Source organism: Massilia genomosp. 1 (genome assembly GCF_011682185.1).
Taxonomy (GTDB): Bacteria; Pseudomonadota; Gammaproteobacteria; order Burkholderiales; family Burkholderiaceae_D; genus Telluria_A; species Telluria_A rubra.
Map to the genome: position 1 here is coordinate 1 of NZ_WHJF01000022.1, position 16,625 is coordinate 16,625.

Consider the following 16,625-nt stretch of genomic DNA (forward strand, 5'->3'; position numbering starts at 1 on the left):
CTTAGGAAACCGAAGACTCCCCCAATAGGAGCATTTGTTCAAGTTCCTTGCGGGGGTCACCCCATCGCCCATCACGCTACGTGATCAAAATGGCGCCGAAACCCATCAGGTTGAGTGACCATACTCAATCGCCCGACAACAGTTCGACGACGAATTCGAACGGCTTCGATAATCCTTCCGAGGCGTGCAACTGGTTGACGAGCAACTGAGCAAAGGGGCCGTCATCGTGCGGAAATGACAAGCGCAAGAGGCGATCATGCTGGCGCTCGTCGACCAGGTCCTGCAAACATTCAGAAGAGGAAATAGTCGCCATGTCCAGCCCACTTTTGTCGGCTTAAGATGTTTCCGATTGGAATCTTTAACTGACAGTAGGGGAACGAAAGCGACGCCGGGTTGAGCGAACGCAGAAACATCACGACGCGTGACAACAATGCAGAAAAGGTGTTGCGGGGAAAGCTAAATTTCCTTCACTTACGTCAAAATCGCTACACCGACAAGCCGTTTGCTGCTCAATGCGTGCGTTGGATTCCTAGCCACTGCAGCCGGCACGCCCCTTGCCATCCAACGCGCCGCCAATGAGCGTGTGGAGCTGCACCGTCCCACCGGCCTTTGCGCTCAGGCAAAACCTGGCGCGATAAGCCCGTGGCGCGCTGGGCAGCATCGGCGGCGTGATCTCGATCAGGGTCTCATAGACCTTGCCCGGCTGAAGTGGCAACGCTGTCGTTTTCGGCAAGACCGGTAAGCGCCCCGCATACGGAATACACAGGCGAAACGTGACCGGAAATGGCCGTTGCGGGGGGATCGACATGGCCCACATCAGCGACTTCCCCGCTGGCGTCACCTCACTCACACTGATCGAGCGAAATTCCGGCGCCCCGAAACGGCGCTCATCTTTCTGAAAGACCGTAAAGCACGGCGTGCCGCCGCTGCCCATCCGCACATCGAGCTCGCCGACAGGCGGCGCCGCATCAGCGTTCACGCACCACGTGGCGACAACGACAGCACACAAGATGCGTAGATTGGGTCGCATAAAAGATTCCCTCATGAAAGATTCAGTAAGTAAATACCAAGAATAGAGGGGTGGCTCCGCGCAGTGTTGACTGCGCGCATGCGCAAACGTTATGGCGGACTTGACGCAGAATCAGGAAACTTGTCCCACCCGACGCGCAGCGCGTCAGGATGGATGCATTGAAGACAATAAAGCTGGTTCAGGGGGCCAACGTGCTTGCAGCGCGCAGCAGGAGATCGGAACTGCCTGTCGCCAGGCAAAGGCGCACGCTAGCGGCGCGCGCCCGGCAGATGATTGCGGCCCGCCGGATGCCGCCGGAAGCCGTCCAGCACGGTCTCGAACAGCGCCAGGCTGCGCGCATAGCGGCGCTGCTCCATCGCCGTGGAGGAGCGCAGGAACTTGAGCACGAAATAGTCGGCCAGCAGGTCGCCCTGCGCTTCCATATTGAAATCGGCCAGCGTCTTGTGCGCCGCCAGTTCGTACACATAGCTCAAGCCGATGCGCACCGCGCCGCGCCACCGCACCGGATAACCCAGCTGGTGCTGCCACACATGCACCATCTCGTGCATGAACCAGTGGCGCGCGTGTTCGCTGCCGGCCGAAAAATCGGGCAGGCAGCGGGAGTGATGAAAGTAGATGGTGCCGTTGGGCGTCATGGCGCAGTTTTTGGGCTGCAGCCCGAACGGCAGGTAGCGCCGCGCATGCACCTCGACCCGCGCGTAATCGATGGACTCGCCGAACAGCGTAGTGGCCATCTTGATTTCACCAGGCGTCATGGGACGCCCCGGTTTGCTGCACCAGAAAGGTCGCACGGCCATCAAGCCTTAGCGCAGTGCAGACGCGGCCCTGGCCAGCTCGGTGATGCGGGCCCAGTCGCCGGCCAGGATCGCGTCCTTCGGCGTGAGCCACGAACCGCCCACGCAGGCCACGTTCTTACATGCCAAAAACTGCGGCGCAGTCTCGATGGAGATGCCGCCGGTCGGGCAGAACGTCACATCCGGCAGCGGTCCGCCGATCGCATTGAGCATGCCCACGCCGCCCGCCGGCACCGCCGGGAACAGCTTCAGTTGACGAAAACCCGCTTCGCGCGCGGCCATCACTTCGGACGGCGTCATCACGCCCGGCAGCAGCGGCAAGCCGCTTTTGCGGGCCGCCTCGATCAAGGAGGCGGTCAGGCCCGGCGACACGCCGAACACCGCGCCCGCGTCGCGCGCCGCCGCAAATTCATCGGCCTGCGTCAGCGTGCCGACGCCGACGATCGCGCCTTCCACCTGCGCCATCGCGCGGATCGCGCCCAGGCCGTGCGCGGTGCGCAAGGTCACTTCGAGCACGCGGATGCCGCCCGCAACGAGCGCCTTTGCCAGCGGCACCGCATGGTCTGGATCGTCGATGGCGATCACGGGAATCACGCTCGCCGAGCGCATGATGTCGAGTAGGGTCATGGTCATTTTGGGTTCTTGATCAAAAAGTCTTCGTCGGAGCCGGGCACGGTATCGCCAATGTCGGCGGTGTCGTGCAGCGACACGGTGGTGGGAATCGGCGACGGCAGCGGGAAGGTGGTGGCGCCCTTCTCCGCTTCGCTGATCGCATTGCGGAACATCGTAAACAGTTCACGGCCCATGCCGATATGGCTGGACGAGAGGTCGGCCGTGGCCTGCGAGCGCGCGGCCCACACGGCGGCCGGCACCAGCGCCTCCAGGGTGCCGGTGGTGGCGTCGAGACGGATGATGTCGCCGTCGCGCACCAGTCCGAGCGGGCCGCCCGCCAGGATCTCGGGCGAGACGTGGATCGCGGCCGGCACCTTGCCCGACGCGCCGGACATGCGCCCGTCGGTCACCAGCGCCACGTGGCGGCCGGCATCCTGCAGATTGGCCAGCGCCGGCGTGAGCGCGTGCAGTTCCGGCATGCCGTTGGCGCGCGGCCCCTGGAAGCGCAGCACCGCCACGAAGTCGCGATCGAGCTTGCCCGCCGTGTAGGCGTGCATGAAGTCTTCCTGCGAATTGAAAGTCAGCGCCGGCGCTTCGACGATGCGGTGTTCTTCCTTGACCGCCGAGATTTTCATTACCGCGCGGCCCAGGTTACCGGCCACCAGGATCATGCCGCCGTCGCGCGCGAACGGCGCCGCCGCCGGGCGCAGCACGCTGTCGTCGCCGCTCAGGGCCGGCAGCTCCTTCCAGATCGCTTTTTCGCCATCGAGGAACGGCTCGGCGCAGTGCGCGCGCAAGCCCTTGCCAAGGATGGTGGTCACGTCGTCGTGCAACAGGCCCGCGTCGAGCAGTTCGCGGATCACGAAACCGGGGCCGCCGGCGGCCTGGAAGTGGTTCACGTCGGCGTCGCCGTTCGGGTAGATCCGGGTGAGCATCGGTATGATCGCCGACAGCTCGTTGAAGTCGTTCCAGTCGATCACGATGCCGGCCGCCTTGGCGATCGCCACCAGGTGCAAGGTGTGGTTGGTCGAGCCGCCGGTGGCGAGCAGGCCGATCACCGCGTTGACGATGCACTTTTCATCGACGATCTGGCCGACCGGCGTGTAGCTGCCGCCCTGCTGCGAAATGGCGACCGCGCGCTGCGCGGCGGCGCGCGTGAGGCTGTCGCGCAGGGCCGTGCCCGGGGTGATGAAGGCGGCGCCCGGCATGTGCAGGCCCATGATTTCCATCAGCATCTGGTTGCTGTTGGCGGTGCCGTAGAAGGTGCAGGTGCCGGCCCCGTGATACGACTGCGACTCGCATTCGAGCAGCTCTTCGCGCGTGGCCTTGCCCTGCGCGTACAGCTGGCGGATGCGCGCCTTTTCCTTGTTCGACATCCCGGTCGTCATCGGCCCGGCCGGCACGAACACCGCCGGCAGGTGGCCGAAGTGCAGCGCGCCGATCAACAGGCCCGGCACGATCTTGTCGCACACGCCCAGGTACACCGCCGAATCGAACATATTGTGCGACAGCGCGATGGCGGTGGCCATGGCGATCGCGTCGCGCGAAAACAGCGACAATTCCATGCCCGGCTGGCCCTGCGTGACGCCATCGCACATGGCGGGCACGCCGCCGGCGAACTGCGCCACGGCGCCCACCTCGCGCACCGCATCCTTGATAATGGCCGGGAAGTGCTCGAACGGCTGATGCGCCGACAGCATGTCGTTGTAGGCCGAGACGATCGCCACCGATGGCTTCTTCACCTGCTTGAGCATCAGCTTGTCGTTGGCCGGGAAGGCGGCAAAGCCGTGCGCCAGGTTGGTGCAGGACAGGGCGCCGCGTTGCGGGCCGTCGACGCGCGCCGCGTCGAGGTGCGCCAGGTACGCGCCGCGCGATGGGCGGCTGCGTTCGATGATGCGTTTGGTGACCGATTCAACTACGGGATGCAACGCCATGGTCGTTCCTTATGAATGTATTTCGTGAAATTTTACTACAAAATTCGCCAATACCGTACATCCTGCTCGCCAGGCTTGCTCACTTTCGTCATCCGTTGCCAAGCAACAGGCAATGAAGATGGCTGGCAACAGCTATAAGGGCGGGCGTTCGGCTACTTGCGGCCGCCAGTTTTTTGTAGTGAATTTACGTGAATTTCTGTATCATTCGATAATCTTCTGCGATGCGCTGGCCGCGCGGCCGGCACCCGATTCTAACCAACCGAACAGCGAGTACCAATGCGCCAGCCTGCCCTTACCTCCACCGCCAGCTTCCAGGCCCTCGAAACGCACGCGATCGAGGCCGAAGACTGGCAATTGCGCGGCCTGTTTGCCGCCGACCCGCAACGCTTCCCGAAACTGACCATCGATGCGGCCGGTTTGTTCCTAGACTATTCAAAAAACCGGCTTGACGGGCGCACGCTTGAACTGCTGGTCGAGCTGGCGCGGGAGCGCGGCGTCGAAACCCAGCGCGACGCCATGTTCGCCGGCGAGCGCATCAACCTCACCGAACGGCGCGCCGTGCTGCACACCGCCCTGCGCGCGCCGCGCGGCACGCCGCTGGTGGTCGACGGCCAGGACGTCAACGCCGACGTCCACGAAGTGCTCGACCGGGTGCGCATCTTCACCGACGCCGTGCGCGCCGGCACATGGCTTGGCCACAGCGGCAAACCGATCACCGACATCGTCAACATCGGCATCGGCGGCTCCGACCTGGGACCGAAGATGATCTGCCTGGCGCTGCGTCAATACGCGCACCCGCGCCTGAACATGCACTTCGTCTCCAACGTCGACGGCCACGACATGGACGCCGCGCTCGCCAAGGTCAATCCCGACACCACGCTGTTCATCATCGCCTCGAAAACCTTCACCACCACCGAAACCATGATGAACGCGCAGACCGCGCGCGCCTGGTTCCTGCAACATGCGCCGCAAGACGCGCTGGCGCGCCATTTTGTTGCCGTCTCCACCAACACCGAAGCGATCAAGGCCTTCGGCATCGACCCGGCCAATATGTTCCCGTTCTGGGACTGGGTCGGCGGACGCTATTCGGTATGGTCGGCGATCGGCCTGCCGGTCGCCTTGTGCGTCGGCTTCGGCCACTTCAGCGACCTGCTGGCCGGCGCGCACGCGATGGACCAGCACTTCCGGGAAGCGCCGCTCGAAGCGAACATGCCGGTGCTGCTTGCGCTGGTGGGCTTCTGGAACCGCCAGTTCCTCGCTTGCGGCTCGGTCTCGATCGCGCCTTACCACCAGGACCTGAACCGCTTCCCGGCCTACCTGCAGCAGCTCGACATGGAAAGCAACGGCAAGCGCGTGACCAAGGGCGGCCAGCCGGTCGATACCCCGACCTGCCCGGTGATCTGGGGCGATTGCGGCACCAACGGCCAGCACGCCTACTTCCAGCTGCTGCACCAGGGTAGCGACATCACGCCGATCGACTTCATCGCCGCGCTGCGCCCCGGCCACGAACTGGAAAACCACCACGCCGCGCTGCTGGCAAACTGCTTCGCCCAGTCGGAAGCCTTCATGCGCGGCAAAACCATCGACGAAGTGCGGACCGATTTGCAGTCGCAAGGCCTGTCGCTGGCCGAAATCGAAGCGCTGGCGCCGCACAAGACCTTCCCCGGCAACCGTCCGAGCAACACGATCCTGATGGAGTACCTCAAGCCCTACACGCTCGGCGCCCTGGTCGCGCTGTACGAGCACAAGACCTTCGTGCAGGGCGTGATCTGGGATGTAAACAGCTTCGATCAGTGGGGCGTCGAACTGGGCAAGGTGCTGGCCAAGAAGATCGAGGCCGAACTGACCGGCGAGCCGCAGCCCGATCTGCACGACAGCTCCACCAATGGCCTGATCGCCATGGCCAAGGCGGCGGTGTAATGGGTACCGACGCCATCGCAGCGGCCGTCGCGCCCGTCTACGACACCCCGATGCTGGTGGGCGAATGCCCGCTCTGGCATGCCGCCGAACAGACCTTGTACTGGGTCGACATCGGCGGCTTTACGGTGCATGCGCTGCACCCGGCCAGCGGCGCGCACCGCCAGTGGCGCATGGCGACCGAACCGGCGGCCCTGGCCATCCACGCCGGCGGCGGCCTGGTGGTGGCCACGCGCGCCGGCTTCGTGCATCTCGACACCGGCAGCGGCGCGCTAAGCGACATCGCCGCCGCACCGTACGATACCGCCACCACGCGCTTTAACGATGGCCGGGTCGATGCGGCCGGGCGCTTCTGGGTCGGCACCATTTACGAGCCGCGCGACCAGCAGGCGGCGCAGATGTTCTGCCTGGAGAAAGGCGTTGTCAGCCTCAAATGGTCGGGCGGGATGATGAATTCGAACGGACTCGGTTTTACGCCGGACGGGCAAGCGATGTATCACGCCGATACCGCCGCGCACCGGATCGACCGCTATCGCTTCGACGTCGCGAGCGGCGAGGCGAAGGCGCGCGAGACGTTCCAGCTGTTTTCGGCCGATAAGAAGGCGGACGACTACGGCGGGCGGCCCGATGGCGCCGCGGTCGACAGCGAAGGCGCGTACTGGTGCGCGATGTTCGAAGGCGCGCGCCTGCTGCGCTTTGCGGCATCGGGCGAACTGCTGCGCGAAGTGAAGCTGCCGGTCAAGTGCCCGACCATGATCGCGTTCGGCGGCGACGACTTGCGCACCTTGTATGTGACCAGCGCCAGCCACGGCCGGCCGGAGGCGGAGCGCGCGAGCTATCCCTTCAATGGCTGCGTGCTGTCGCTGAGGGTGGATGTGGCGGGGCGGGAGGAACACGCGTACCAGCCGTAGCCCCGCATATCAGCCGGCGCTTGCCATCTACCGTCATGCTCAAAGCCGTCGTCCCCGGCCTCGGCGGCCCCCTTGGCGGGGAACCAAGTTCGTGCTGTAGTTGTAAGCAAGAAGATACTTGGGTCCCCGCCTGCGCGGGGACGACGGAGGTCATGCTAACGCCGGAGGTTATGCTAACGCCGGAGGTTATGCTAACGCCGGAGGTTATGCTAACGCCGGAGGTTATGCTAACGCCGGAGGTTATGCTAACGCCGGAGGTTATGCTAACGCCGGAGGTTATGCTAACGACGGTGGTTTACGTTGACAGCGGCGTCTACGGGGCAGACAGCTTTCGCGACAGCGCCGGATTGATACCGACTACAACTTCGGCGTCATCGTATACAAATTCTTGAACTCATTCTCCGTCCCCGGCCCCTTCTCCTTCCCCTGCATCTCGCGCTTGAGCACCACCAGCCGGTTATTCACCACCCCGAACGTGAACTCCTCCTTGGTGGTCTTCTCGTACGACATGAACACCATCAGCTTGGCCTTGATCGTGTGGGTCGTCACCGCCCCCAGCGGCACCCCGTCCGGCCCGAGCCAGAAACGCGCTTCAATCGTGTTGTCCTTGATGCTGACGTTCTGGTTCACCTCTTCCTGCGGCGTCATCGTCAGCTCCACCAGCCTGGCCGGCTTGCCCTGAAAGGTATCGGCGCGCTCCGCCTTGAACTGGCTGATCGCCAGCATCTGCAGCAAGCGCGGCGCGTAGTTCATCGCCATCGCCAGGCGCGGCGCGGAACTCGACGCCACCAGTTGCGACAACGCCTGCTTGCGCTTGGCCCCCTTGGCCACGCTCGACTCGTCCGCCGCGCGCTTGAGCAGCCCGCGGTCCCAGCGGATTTCCAGCCCGGCCGGATCGTCCTCCACCTGCGCCGCCGCCATCGCCGTTTCCGGTCCCTTGAGCGGCTTGGCGTCGAGCTCCGTGTGCGTCTCGCGCACCTCGTACGCCGCCCGTAACGTGCCCTGGCCCTGCAACAGCCCCAGCGCCGCTTTCATGTCGTCCAAGCCGCCCGCGCACGCCGGACCGGCGGCCAGCAGCGCCGCTATTGCCAAGTATTTCATATCCATCCTATCGGGTTAGTCGCTACAAGGGGGGATCGAGGGTTGTGGGATTGCCATCGATTCCGTCGAGTAATATACCTGCTAACAACGATGCACGGCAAAATGGCAGTTGTACTGAAACGATTCGATGCCCGGTGATAAACTAGCGAGCAATTAAGAATGCATGAAACACATTGAAGGAAGTCATTTGAACATGCTGGTCAAAACAGGCATCACCGGACTGGACGAAGTTTTGCTGGGGGGCATCCCCCGTGGCAACAACCTGATCGTCGAAGGCGCGCCCGGCACCGGCAAGACCACGCTCGGCCTGGGATTCATCTACGCCGGCGCGGCCCTGTACGACGAACCCGGCGCCATTGTCTCGTTCGAACTCGATACGGCCAAGCTGCTGCGCGACGCGGCGGGCTTCAACTGGGACCTGCAAGGCCTGATCGACACCGGCAAGATCAAGGTGATCCAGACCAGTCCGGCCGTGCTGCTCAGCGAGTTCCGCAATGCCGACGGCGCCTTTGCCGACGCCCTCAAGTCGATCGGCGCCAAGCGCCTGCTGATCGACGGCCTGACCCCGATGCGCCTGTACGCCGAAGTACACGACAAGCCGTTCCGCGAAGACGTGCATCTGCTCATCGAAGGCCTGGCGCGCATGGGCGTGACCACCATGGTTACGGCCGAACGCGACGAGAGCCTCGGTTCGGTGCCGTCGCACGAGCGCTTCGTGTTCGACACCATCATCTCGCTGGCGCGCGAAGATCACCGCCGCCGCGTACACCGGCGCCTGACGGTGCTCAAATCGCGCGGCCAGGATTTCATCGCCGGCAGCCACACCATGCGCATCGAAGGCGGGCGCGGGGTCCACGTCTACCGCCGCGCGCAGTCGCGCCCGATCAGCCTGATCGACCAGCAAACCTCCGACCAGCGCATCTCGACCGGCTCGAGGGCCATCGACGAGATGATGGACGGCGGCCTGTATGCCGGCTCGGTCACCATGGTCAGCGGCATCTCGGGCACCGGCAAGACGGTGTTCAGCGTACAGTTCCTCGCTGCGGCCATCAGCACCGGCCACAAGACGCTGCTGGTGAGCCTGGACGAACACCCGCGCCAGTTGATCCGCAACGCCGCCACCCTCGGGTTCGACCTGGCCGGCCTGATGGACAAGGGTGAACTGTTCATCCACTACGAGTCTCCGCTCGAACTCGAACTCGATATCCACTTCGACCGCATCATCAAGCTGGTCGAGGAAAAGGGCATCGACTGCGTGGTCTTCGACTCGTGCGCGGTGTACGAGATGACCAGCCCGACCGAGGTGGCCGACTACCTGTACGCGCTGGCCACCTTCTTCAAGAACCGGCTGGCGACCATCGTCTTCAATTACGAGAGCCCCGAGCTGCTGGGCATTTCGCAGATCAGCGAAGAGCTCAAGGGCTCGCACCTGGTCGACAACATCATCCTGCTCAATTATGTCGAAATCTCCACCGTGCTGCGGCGCGCGATCGCCGTGCCCAAGGTGCGCGGCAGCCGCAATCGCCAGATCACGCGCGAATACGTGATTGCCGAAGGCGGCTTGCAGCTGCTTGACGAAGAAAGCGCTTACGCCGATCCGGCCGGCGTGGTGCCGCAGCTGCCGTTTTCCTCGTATTACGGCCTGCTTTCGCGCTCGCCGTCGCGCCAGAGCCCTCTCGTCGAAGACGCGGTGGCGCGCGGAGCGCCCCTGCCCGACTCGGTCGAACTGCCGACCGATAATCGAGCATGATCAACCTTGCCGTCGCCAGCGATGCCGGCATCGATTGGGACGAGTGGCTCACGCCGCTGACCCAGTTTTCGCAGGCCAGCGGCCTGACGGTGTCGCTGTACGACGTGCGCGGCTGGCGCCAGGTGGGGCCGCTGGTGGCCTCCTCCACCGCGCGCGTGCTCGCCACATCGGCCTTGTGGCGCGACGACGGCCCCGGCACGGCCCTGGAGAAGCGCATCGCCGCGCGCGTGTTCGCCAGCCAGAGCGCCGAAGAAAGCAGTTTTCATGGCATGCGCGTATGCAGCCTGGCGCTGACCCAGTTCGGCCAGGTGTACGGGGTGCTGGTGTACGGCTGGCGCTTCAACGACTTCAGCTCGCCAATGGCATGCGAGAGCATCGGCGCCCAAGTGGGCGTGTCGGGCCATGCGCTGTGGAGCGAGGTGCGGCTCGAGTCGCCGGTGTCGGAGGCGCGCCTGGCCACCTACGGCGCGCTGCTGCAAACGCTGGCCGGCTCGATCGACCGCCAGCGCGAAACCATCGAAGAACTCAATCGGGTCAACCGCGCGCGCGACCTGTTTCTGGCCACCGTGTCGCACGAGATGCGCACGCCGCTGTCGGCGCTGTCGATGCGCATCGAGGTGCTGCTCAAAACCGTGAACGACCTGCCGCCCAAGGTGGAAAGCGGCTTGATGGCGATGCGCGTACACATCGGCCAGGAAGCGGCCATGATCGACGACCTGATCGACGCCGCGCGCACCCTGACCGGGCAAATGTCGATCGCGCGCACGCCGGTGGCGCTGGGACAGGTGATGCGCGACGCCTTGTCGACGGTGGAAGGCAGCGCCAGCGAAAAGGAGATCATGCTGGCGGTCACGCCGGTCGATTACGGCGACCGGGTGCGCCTGGAAGCGGACGGGCGGCGCTTGCAGCAGGTGCTGTGGAACCTGCTGTTCAACGCGATCAAGTTCACGCCGCGCGGCGGCACCATCCGCGTGGCGATCAGCGAGGGCGCCGAGCAGGTAGAAATCGCCGTGGCCGATTCGGGCCAGGGCATCGCGGCGCACGATCTGCCGCACGTGTTCGGGGCCTTCAACCTGCAGCGCCACGCCAATGCGGCCGGACTGGGACTGGGCTTGTACATTGCGCGCCACCTGGTGGAGCTGCACGGCGGCTCGCTGTCGGCGGCCAGCGCGGGCAAGGACAAGGGGACCACGTTTACGATCCGCTTGCCGCTGAAGTGAGCAGGCAATACCGGCAAGCCGTCAATGTCCTTACTTCTGCTGCGCACAGAAATCGTCATTGAGCCCTTCCGGCGCGCCGGGGTCGAAGGCGTAGCCGAGCGAGCCTTTTTCCGGGCGCTGGACCCGGTGCGTGCCGTGGCCGTGGAAAGATGGCGTCCAGGGAACGAAACCGGCGCGGATGGCGCTGCCGATGTTGCGGCAGGCCTTGGTGCCCTGGTAGGCGGCGGCCAACTGGCGGTCCGGTTCCGTGCCCGCCGACCCGGCTTCGGCCGCCGCGATCGCGATATCCTTGCGATCGAGCACATGATCGGCATTGCGGTCGAAAAAATCGACATACTGGCCCGTCCTGAGCTGCTGCCTGAGCAGGCGGATGTCTTTGCGCGTCACCGTTCCGTCGCCATCGAAATCGCTGGTGCTCAGCACGGGCGTGGCCTTGCTTGTCGGCGCGCAGAAATCGGCGTGTCCGTGTTGTTCCTGGGCGAGCGCGCCGCCGGCGGCGGCGCCAAGCACGGCGGCCAGGGCGGACGCGAGTTGGTCGATTGCTTGCATGATGAGTCTCCGAAAAGTAAGCGAGCATGTTGACGATTCAATTCGGTAACATGCCACTTGCACATACCTTGACAAGGTTGTGCTCCGGGCACGAAGCAGGCAAGCCGTGCGGCCGCCCGTAACGCGTTTGTTCCAGCCAAGCTTATCAGCGCAGTGAGCACCGACCTTGCGGCATCCTGATGTTGTCGGGCAGGCGGATCGAACCGGCTGGATCTGGAAATGCGTAGTAAAATTTCTTGCGAACCACATATATATGTAGTAAATTTACACAAACAGCTTCGCTACCCTTTCTGCTTGTGCTCCCTTGCGTGCGCCAGCCGGCGGCAACTAGCGGCATCATCATCCGGCCCCCTACTTTCTGCGATCACATACTATGGCTCTTACCGATTTTGACCTCGTTCTTTTTGGCGGCAGCGGCGACCTGTCGATGCGCAAGCTGCTCCCCGCGATGTACGCGCGCGATGTCGCCAACGACCTGCCCCAGACCGCGCGCATCATCTGCGTCGGCCGCAACGACATCTCGCAAGAAGAATTCCTGCAAACGGTCGAGAGCACCGCCAAGCCGCACGTGAAAAAACTGGTCGAGGAAGGCTGGGCCAAGTTCGTCAAGCGCATCGTCTACGTGTCGCTCAACGCCACCGACGCGGCCACCTACCCCGCCCTGGTCGAAGCCCTGCGCAACGACGACAAGATCACCCGCGTCTATTACCTGGCCACCCCGCCGCACCTGTTCGCGCAAATCTGCGACAACCTGGCCGGCGCCGGTCTTGCCACCGCCAACTCGCGCGTGGTGCTCGAAAAACCGCTCGGGCGCGACCTGGAATCGGCCAAGCAGATCAACTTTGAAGTCGGCAAGGTGTTCGCCGAATCGCAGATCTACCGGATCGACCACTACCTCGGCAAGGAGACCGTGCAGAACCTGCTGGCCCTGCGCTTCGGGAACATCCTGTTCGAGCCGCTGTGGCGCCGCGAATGGATCTCGGACGTGCAGATCACGATCGCCGAAAAAATCGGCGTGGGCAACCGCATGGGATATTACGATACCTCCGGCGCCCTGCGCGACATGCTGCAAAACCACCTGCTGCAACTGCTTTGCATCGTCGCCATGGAGCCGCCCACCTCGATCGCGCCCGACGCCGTGCGCGACGCCAAGCTGCAGGTACTACGCTCGCTCAAGCGCTTCACCCCGACCACCCTGGCGCAGAACATCGTGCGCGGCCAGTACCGCGCCGGCCATGTCGATGGCAAGGCCGTGCCGAGCTACCGCGACGAACCGGAGGCGCCGCAGCAGTCGCGCACCGAGACATTTGTGGCCATCAAGGCCGAAATCGATACCTGGCGCTGGGCCGGCGTGCCGTTCTACCTGCGTACCGGCAAGCGCATGGCCGACGGCCTGGCCGAAATCGTGGTGCGCTTCAAGCAGATTCCGCACTCGATCTTCAACCAGCCGACCAGCAGCTTCCAGCCCAACAGCCTGGTGATCCGCCTGCAACCGGACGAAGGCCTGTCGCTGAACCTGATGGCCAAGACCCCGGGCGACAGCATGCGCCTGAAACAAGCCGAACTCGAACTCGATTTCCGCGAACAGTTCAAGACCCCGCGCATGGAAGCGTACGAGCGCCTGCTGCTGGACGTCCTGCGCGGTCAACTGACCCTGTTCATGCGCGGCGACGAACTGGAAGCGGCATGGGAATGGGTCGAACCGATCCTCGATCACTGGGACCAGGAAGACAGCGTGCCGATTCCGTACAGCGCCGGCACCTGGGGCCCCGCCGCCGCCAGCGCGTTGATCGGACGCGATGGCCTGCAGTGGCGCGAAGAAGCGCTCCCTGAAGACTAAATAGTGGGAGCGCAAGGAGTCTGGCCTTGCAAGGCCAGACCGTTACGCAGGCGCGGTGCGGTGCACCGCGAAACCCCTGCTTCACCGCTCCCGGAAGACTAATAATGGGAGCGCAAGGAGTCTGGCCATGCATGGCCAGACCGTTACGCAGGCGCGGTGCGGTGCACCGCGAAACCCCTGCTTCACCGCTCCCGGAAGACTAATAATGGGAGCGCAAGGAGTCTGGCCATGCAAGGCCAGACCGTTACGCAGGCGCGGTGCGGTGCACCGCGAAACCCCTGCTTCACCTTTTCCAGAAGACTAACGGAAGACAAAACCCGTGCTTTTAGACTCCATCCGCACCCAGCTCGACTCGCTCTCCAAATCGGAGAAAAAAGTCGCGCTGGCGGTGCTCGAACAACCGTCGGCCACGGTCAGCCAGAACATCACCGCGCTGGCCAAGAGCGCCCAGGTGTCCGAGCCGACCGTGGTGCGCTTTTGCCGCACCCTGGGTTACGACGGCTGGCACGAGTTCAAGCTCAAACTGGCGCAGGGCCTGGCGCTGGCCCTGCCCGGCGCCAACGAGCAGCCGACCCAGGACGACCTGGCGGCGGACCTGGTCAACAAGATCTGCAGCCGCTCGATCAACACCCTGCTCGACCTGCGCAACAACCTCAATCCCGAAGCGATCCAGCGCGCGCTCGATATTTTGTCGCGCGCGAAAAAGATCGAGTTCTACGGCCAGGGCACGTCGGGCATCGTCGCCACCGACGCCCAGCACAAATTCTTCCGCTCCGGCGTGCCGACGGTGGCCTACGCCGATCCGGCCATCCACAGCATCGCCGCTTCGCTGCTGCACGCGGGTGACGCGGTGGTGGCCATTTCCCAGCGCGGCAACAACTCGGCGCTGGTGCGCTCGGCCAAGCTGGCGCGCCGTGGCGGAGCCGACGTGATCGTGCTGGCGCCCTCGGGCACCCCGCTGGCCGACATGGCCACGGTGCTGATCCCGATCGACCTGGTGTTCAACATCGACCCGTACACGCCGATTTCGGCGCGCCTGGCCTACCTGGTGGTGATCGACGTGCTGGCGGTGGGGCTGGCCCTGCAGCGCGGGCCGGAGTTCAGGAAGAAGATGCAGAACGCGCAGAAAGCGTTGCAGGAATTCGACATGCAGTTCGATTCCTTTATCGGATAGACAAGCCGGTACATGGTTGTACAATAAGGCTCTGATCTCTCACCCGTTAGCGCAACCATGAACCAACTCGAACAACTCAAGCAATTTACCAAGGTCGTTGCCGACACCGGCGATTTTCAGTCGATCAAACAGTACACCCCGCGCGACGCCACCACCAATCCGTCGCTGATCTTGAAAGCGGTGCAAAAGCCCGAATACAAACCCCTGCTCGAAAAAGCCGTGCGCGACTTCCCCGACCTGTCCACCGGCGACGTGATCGACCGCGTGCTGGTCGACTTCGGCATGGAAATCCTCAAGATCATTCCGGGGCGCGTGTCCACCGAGATCGATGCGCGCCTGTCGTTCGATACCGAAGCGACCGTCGCCAAGGGCCGCGAGCTGATCGCCCTGTACGAAGAAGCCGGCGCCGGCCGCGAGCGCGTCCTGATCAAGATCGCCTCGACCTGGGAAGGCATCCGCGCCGCCGAGATCTTGCAGAAAGAAGGCATCCGCTGCAATATGACCCTGCTGTTTTCGCTGGCCCAGGCCATCGCCTGCGCCGAAGCGGGCGCGCAGCTCATTTCGCCGTTCGTCGGCCGCATCTACGACTGGTTCAAGAAAGCCAACGACCTTGAGTATACCGGCGCGGAAGATCCGGGCGTACAGTCGGTCAAGCGCATCTATAACTACTACCGCAAGTTCGGCTACACCACCGAAGTGATGGGCGCAAGCTTTCGCAACACGTCGCAGATCCTGGAGTTGGCCGGCTGCGATTTGCTGACCATCAGCCCGGAACTGCTGCAAAAACTGGCCGACAGCAATGAGCCGGTCGAGCGCAAGCTCGTTGCCAATGCGTCGGCGGTGTCGATCGAGAAGGTGGCGATCGACGAGAAGACCTTCCGCTTCATGATGAACGAAGATGCGATGGCGACCGAGAAGCTGGCCGAAGGAATTCGCGCGTTCTGTGCCGATTCGGGGAAACTCAAGCAGATTATTACGGGTATGCGCTAGATCCTGAAGCGCTGACATCCCACCGCTACGTCGTTCCCGCGCCGAGGGCCGCCTTGGCGCGGGAACGACGGACTTACGGATAGCGGCTTGTCCATTATCAGCGCGGAGCGACGACCTGATCAAGCGCGGAGAGAATCAAGATGCGTATCGACGATTTCCGCACCGAGCTGCTCCAGATTAAAATCCGGCATGATCAGCCAGCCGCGCACCAGTCCCTCGATCAGGATAAACAACCCCAGCGCCGCCGCTTGCGGCTTGACCGTGTCTTTTAACCGGCCATGCGCAATCGCTTCCTTCACGATCCGTTCGACACTGGCCAGGAAATGCTCGCGATGCTGCATCCGGCGCTCGCGAAGCGCCGACAGTTCGCCCACGTACTCCAGCTTGAGCGTGGCGATCTCGAACACCCGGCGCGCTTTCGGATCGTTGATCGTCAAGTCGAACACGCACAGCGCATAGCTGCGCAAATGCCCGAGCGGGTCCTCCCCCGCCGCACCGGCCAGGGTCTGCATCGCCGACTCGAGCGGCATGGTGGCGCGCTCCATCATGGCGTTGAACAGCGCGCCCTTGTCTTCGAAATGCCAGTAAATCGCGCCGCGCGTCACCCCGGCCGCACTCGCAATATGCTGCAAGCTCGTTCCCGACACACCCCGTTCGATGAACAACTGCTCGGCCGCATCCATGATGCTGTCGCGCGTTGCCAGCGCATCTTCCTTTGTCCTGCGGACCATGCAACTACTCCCTTTCAGGGGCTGTCAAACATTAAACATACAGTCATGTTAGTATATTCCAAAATCAAGAAG

The 16,625-nt window shown here is 63.7% G+C and carries 15 protein-coding genes; 7 read left to right on the forward strand and 8 right to left on the reverse strand.

Going from position 1 to position 16,625, the window contains the following annotated elements; translation table 11 throughout:
- Positions 1-124 precede the first annotated feature (124 nt).
- The 5 genes from F1735_RS10620 to edd form a co-directional block, all read right to left on the reverse strand.
- Positions 125-313, reverse strand: a complete 189-nt coding sequence (locus tag F1735_RS10620; protein WP_167236897.1) for a hypothetical protein — start codon at positions 311-313, stop codon at positions 125-127.
- Between the two features lie 216 nt (positions 314-529).
- On the reverse strand, positions 530-1,030 hold the full coding sequence (locus F1735_RS10625) for a hypothetical protein (RefSeq protein WP_167236898.1): 501 nt from the start codon (positions 1,028-1,030) through the stop codon (positions 530-532).
- Between the two features lie 248 nt (positions 1,031-1,278).
- Positions 1,279-1,785: a Rhs element Vgr protein gene (locus tag F1735_RS10630; RefSeq protein ID WP_229505707.1), complete on the reverse strand. Its 507-nt coding sequence runs from the start codon at positions 1,783-1,785 to the stop codon at positions 1,279-1,281.
- A 48-nt stretch (positions 1,786-1,833) separates the two neighbouring features.
- Positions 1,834-2,457, reverse strand: coding sequence for a bifunctional 4-hydroxy-2-oxoglutarate aldolase/2-dehydro-3-deoxy-phosphogluconate aldolase (eda, locus tag F1735_RS10635; protein WP_166895141.1), 624 nt, complete (start codon positions 2,455-2,457; stop codon positions 1,834-1,836).
- On the reverse strand, positions 2,454-4,370 hold the full coding sequence (gene edd / locus F1735_RS10640; RefSeq protein WP_167236899.1) for a phosphogluconate dehydratase: 1,917 nt from the start codon (positions 4,368-4,370) through the stop codon (positions 2,454-2,456). The genes eda and edd overlap by 4 nt, the downstream gene beginning before the upstream one ends.
- A 276-nt stretch (positions 4,371-4,646) precedes the next feature.
- Between edd and pgi the strand changes: the two genes are divergently transcribed.
- Both pgi and F1735_RS10650 read left to right on the forward strand, forming a co-directional pair.
- Complete coding sequence (gene pgi / locus F1735_RS10645) at positions 4,647-6,290, forward strand: glucose-6-phosphate isomerase (protein WP_167236900.1); 1,644 nt, start codon at positions 4,647-4,649, stop codon at positions 6,288-6,290.
- Positions 6,290-7,198 carry an SMP-30/gluconolactonase/LRE family protein gene (locus F1735_RS10650; RefSeq protein WP_229505708.1) on the forward strand — a complete coding sequence of 303 codons (909 nt, stop codon included), beginning with the start codon at positions 6,290-6,292 and terminating at the stop codon, positions 7,196-7,198. The genes pgi and F1735_RS10650 overlap by 1 nt, the downstream gene beginning before the upstream one ends.
- Positions 7,199-7,555: 357 nt before the next feature.
- On the opposite strand, the gene F1735_RS10655 is transcribed toward F1735_RS10650, so the two are convergent.
- Complete coding sequence (locus tag F1735_RS10655) at positions 7,556-8,299, reverse strand: hypothetical protein (protein WP_167236901.1); 744 nt, start codon at positions 8,297-8,299, stop codon at positions 7,556-7,558.
- Positions 8,300-8,492: 193 nt separating this feature from the next.
- Between F1735_RS10655 and F1735_RS10660 the strand changes: the two genes are divergently transcribed.
- A complete protein-coding gene (locus F1735_RS10660) occupies positions 8,493-10,049 on the forward strand; it encodes an ATPase domain-containing protein (RefSeq protein WP_167236902.1) in 1,557 nt (518 codons plus the stop codon).
- Positions 10,046-11,269 carry a sensor histidine kinase gene (locus tag F1735_RS10665; RefSeq protein WP_167236903.1) on the forward strand — a complete coding sequence of 408 codons (1,224 nt, stop codon included), beginning with the start codon at positions 10,046-10,048 and terminating at the stop codon, positions 11,267-11,269. The genes F1735_RS10660 and F1735_RS10665 overlap by 4 nt, the downstream gene beginning before the upstream one ends.
- Before the next feature lie 30 nt (positions 11,270-11,299).
- Here the strand turns inward: F1735_RS10665 and F1735_RS10670 are convergent, their stop codons facing one another.
- Positions 11,300-11,818, reverse strand: a complete 519-nt coding sequence (locus tag F1735_RS10670) for a hypothetical protein (protein WP_167236904.1) — start codon at positions 11,816-11,818, stop codon at positions 11,300-11,302.
- A gap of 373 nt (positions 11,819-12,191) precedes the next feature.
- Between F1735_RS10670 and zwf the strand changes: the two genes are divergently transcribed.
- The 3 genes from zwf to tal all read left to right on the forward strand — a co-directional run bounded on the left by zwf (position 12,192) and on the right by tal (position 15,822).
- Positions 12,192-13,658: a glucose-6-phosphate dehydrogenase gene (zwf, locus tag F1735_RS10675; RefSeq protein WP_167236905.1), complete on the forward strand. Its 1,467-nt coding sequence runs from the start codon at positions 12,192-12,194 to the stop codon at positions 13,656-13,658.
- Between the two features lie 319 nt (positions 13,659-13,977).
- Positions 13,978-14,832 (forward strand): SIS domain-containing protein, encoded by an 855-nt coding sequence (locus F1735_RS10680; RefSeq protein ID WP_099875690.1) that lies wholly within the window; start codon positions 13,978-13,980, stop codon positions 14,830-14,832.
- Positions 14,833-14,889: 57 nt separating this feature from the next.
- A complete protein-coding gene (tal, locus tag F1735_RS10685) occupies positions 14,890-15,822 on the forward strand; it encodes a transaldolase (RefSeq protein WP_167236906.1) in 933 nt (310 codons plus the stop codon).
- A gap of 119 nt (positions 15,823-15,941) precedes the next feature.
- Here tal and F1735_RS10690 read toward each other — a convergent pair whose 3' ends face one another.
- On the reverse strand, positions 15,942-16,553 hold the full coding sequence (locus F1735_RS10690) for a TetR family transcriptional regulator (protein WP_167236907.1): 612 nt from the start codon (positions 16,551-16,553) through the stop codon (positions 15,942-15,944).
- Between the last annotated feature and the right edge of the window lie 72 nt (positions 16,554-16,625).

Bases quoted from the DNA above. Each gene is read 5' to 3' on its own strand.
- F1735_RS10655 (WP_167236901.1), bottom strand. From the start codon at position 8,299: ATGAAATACTTGGCAATAGCGGCGCTGCTGGCCGCCGGTCCGGCGTGC.
- F1735_RS10660 (WP_167236902.1), top strand. From the start codon at position 8,493: ATGCTGGTCAAAACAGGCATCACCGGACTGGACGAAGTTTTGCTGGGG.
- F1735_RS10630 (WP_229505707.1), bottom strand. From the start codon at position 1,785: ATGACGCCTGGTGAAATCAAGATGGCCACTACGCTGTTCGGCGAGTCC.
- tal (WP_167236906.1), top strand. From the start codon at position 14,890: ATGAACCAACTCGAACAACTCAAGCAATTTACCAAGGTCGTTGCCGAC.
- F1735_RS10620 (WP_167236897.1), bottom strand. From the start codon at position 313: ATGGCGACTATTTCCTCTTCTGAATGTTTGCAGGACCTGGTCGACGAG.
- eda (WP_166895141.1), bottom strand. From the start codon at position 2,457: ATGACCATGACCCTACTCGACATCATGCGCTCGGCGAGCGTGATTCCC.
- F1735_RS10665 (WP_167236903.1), top strand. From the start codon at position 10,046: ATGATCAACCTTGCCGTCGCCAGCGATGCCGGCATCGATTGGGACGAG.
- F1735_RS10670 (WP_167236904.1), bottom strand. From the start codon at position 11,818: ATGCAAGCAATCGACCAACTCGCGTCCGCCCTGGCCGCCGTGCTTGGC.
- edd (WP_167236899.1), bottom strand. From the start codon at position 4,370: ATGGCGTTGCATCCCGTAGTTGAATCGGTCACCAAACGCATCATCGAA.
- pgi (WP_167236900.1), top strand. From the start codon at position 4,647: ATGCGCCAGCCTGCCCTTACCTCCACCGCCAGCTTCCAGGCCCTCGAA.
- F1735_RS10650 (WP_229505708.1), top strand. From the start codon at position 6,290: ATGGGTACCGACGCCATCGCAGCGGCCGTCGCGCCCGTCTACGACACC.
- F1735_RS10625 (WP_167236898.1), bottom strand. From the start codon at position 1,030: ATGCGACCCAATCTACGCATCTTGTGTGCTGTCGTTGTCGCCACGTGG.
- F1735_RS10690 (WP_167236907.1), bottom strand. From the start codon at position 16,553: ATGGTCCGCAGGACAAAGGAAGATGCGCTGGCAACGCGCGACAGCATC.
- zwf (WP_167236905.1), top strand. From the start codon at position 12,192: ATGGCTCTTACCGATTTTGACCTCGTTCTTTTTGGCGGCAGCGGCGAC.